Annotated in this window: 3 protein-coding genes; 2 read left to right on the plus strand and 1 reads right to left on the minus strand. The window is 70.9% G+C overall.

The window, feature by feature from the left end:
• Nucleotides 1-587, plus strand: a 587-nt coding sequence (locus AC1D01_RS30645; protein WP_477873158.1) for a LysR substrate-binding domain-containing protein, incomplete at its 5' end; no start/stop codon positions are given.
• Between the two features lie 78 nt (nt 588-665).
• Nucleotides 666-1292, plus strand: a complete 627-nt coding sequence (locus AC1D01_RS30650; protein ID WP_477873160.1) for a hypothetical protein — start codon at nt 666-668, stop codon at nt 1290-1292.
• 29 nt (nt 1293-1321) lie between these two features.
• On the opposite strand, the gene AC1D01_RS30655 is transcribed toward AC1D01_RS30650, so the two are convergent.
• Nucleotides 1322-2348 (minus strand): recombination-associated protein RdgC (locus AC1D01_RS30655; protein ID WP_477873162.1); only part of this gene is annotated, 1027 nt, incomplete at its 5' end.

Below are 2348 nucleotides of genomic sequence, written 5' to 3' on the forward strand. Positions count from 1 at the left end.
GCCACGTGCGGCTGGGCGTGCCCGACGACTACGCGGTGGCCTACCTGGCGCCGGTGCTGCGCACCTTCGCGAGCCGCCACGGCGGCGTCGAGATCACGCTGGCTTGCGCGCAATCCACGGCGCTGATCCCGCAGGTGCAGCGCGGCGAGATCGACGTCGCGATCGTCACCCGCGACCGGCCGCAGCGCGGCACGCTGCTGTTCCGCGAGCCGATGGTGTGGGTCGGTGCGGCCCAGCACCAGGCCTGGCGGCGCGAGCCGCTGCCGCTCGCGATGTACGAGGCCGGCAGCCTGGCGCGCAAGGCGGTGCTGGCGGCGCTGGCAGGGCAGCAGCGGCAGCACCGGGTCGTGACCCACAGCGAGAGCCTGGTCGGGCAGCTGGCGGCCGTCGAGGGCGGACTGGCGGTGGCGGCGCTGACGCGCTGCAGCGTGCCGGCCGGCCTGCAGATCCTGGATGCGCGCCACCAGCTGCCGCCGCTGGCCGACATGGAGGTCGCGGTACTGCGCAGCCAGGCCAGCCGCGGGCATGCGGCGGCCGATGCGATGCAGGCGCAAATCGTGAATACCTTGCGCCGATCACCCTCCTGAGGGATGGACGGCCGGCGCGGACGCAGCAGAATCCCACCCCACCCAAGAACAACAGGAGGGGTGAACGTGAAGAGATCGATGACAGCCCGCGTCGCGCGGGAGGTGTCCGGTGCTGCCGTGTTGATGGCATCGCTGGTGGCCTCGTTGATGGTGGCCCCGTCCGCCTCGGCGCAATCGCTGTACCGCTGCAAGTCGGGCAATTCGACCTACGTGTCCGACCGGCCGTGCACCACCGGTGCCGGCGCGTCGCTCGGCACCATCGGCCCGCAGGGCGGCAACAACAACACCTACCAGCAGCCGTCCTCGACCTACGTGCAACGGGCGCCGAAGACGGCCGAGCACGTCGGCTACCTGAGTTCGGCCTGTGCCGACATCGCCGAGGCCATCCGCACCGGCCCGTCGCGCGGCGTGCGCGGCGACGTGATCAGCGGCTTGCACGAGGAATACCGCCAGAAATGCGCCGACGACGATGCAGCAGCGCGGCAGCGGCTGGCCGAGGACRGGCGCAACGAGCGCGACGCCAGGCGCTCGGTGCAGACCGCGGCCCAGCAGCAACAGCAGCAGACGCGCATCGCGAGYGAGCAGTGCAACGAGCTGCTGCGCATCCTCGGGGCCAAGCGCCGGCAGACGGCGACGATGAACGACGGCGAGCGCGCCGACCTGCAGCGCTCGGAGACGAACTACGCGGAGCGCTGCAAGCACTGATCCGGCGGGCGCCGGACCGGCCCGGAACCTCAGGCCGCCAGCGGCTGGGCGCTCGGGTCGGCGGGTGCTGCGGGCAGTGCCGAGGGCCCGGCAGGCGCCGCCGCCGCGCCGGTGACGGCATCGCGCTGCAGCTCGCCGCCCAGCGCCTCGATCAGCGCGGGGATCAGCTGCTTCAGCTCGCCGGTGACCAGCGCGACATCGGCATCGAAGTGGTCTTCGTCCCGGGTGGCGGTGGACGTGCCTTCGAGCACCACGTCGAGCAGCTTGAGCTTCTTGATGGTCATCGCATCGCTCAGCACGAAGGACACGCGCGACGACCAGGTCATCGCGAGCGACGTGGGCAGCTTGCCCTGCACGATGTGCTGGCCGACCTCGTCGATGTCGAGCGTGTGGCGTGCGTACTTGACGGTGGCCTTCTCGCTGTCGGGCTGCTTCAGCTCGCATTCGCGGTCGACCGTGAACCCGGCCGGCGCTTCCTTGCTGGTCAGCCATTCGGCCATCGCGGTGGCGGGCGAGATCGCGCTTTGCGCGAGGCTCAGCCGGATGCCGCCGCCGAGCAGCTCGACCAGCATCGTGACGACACGGTCGGCCTTGGCGGTGCTGGCCGCGTCGATCACGACGAAGCCGGCGCGAACGTCGATCCACACCAGCGTGGCGGAACGCTTCGGGAAGGCGCGCGGCAGCAGGTCCTGCACGATCTCCTCCTTCAGCTCCTTGGCGATCTTGCCCTTCGGGCGGCGGCCGGTCTCGGCCTCGATGCGGTCGAGCCGGGCCTCGAGTTCGGCCTTGATCACCGAGGAGGGCACGGCCTTGCGCTCGACGCCCAGGCGCAGCACCAGCTGGCCGCCGATGTTCTCGATCAGCGCGCCCTCCTTGTCACCGCGCGGCTGCAGCCAGCCGGCGGATTCGGGTTGCGTGGCACCGCAGGCGGTGAAGCGGCTGCCGGCCAGGCGTTCTTCCACCTCTTCGAGGGGCGGCGGGTTCCATTGGTCGATGCGGTAGAGGAGCGCGTTCTTGAACATGGGCACAACGGGAGTGGGGCCCGGATTGTAGAAG

Source organism: Rhizobacter sp. P3_B12, from assembly GCF_056402895.1.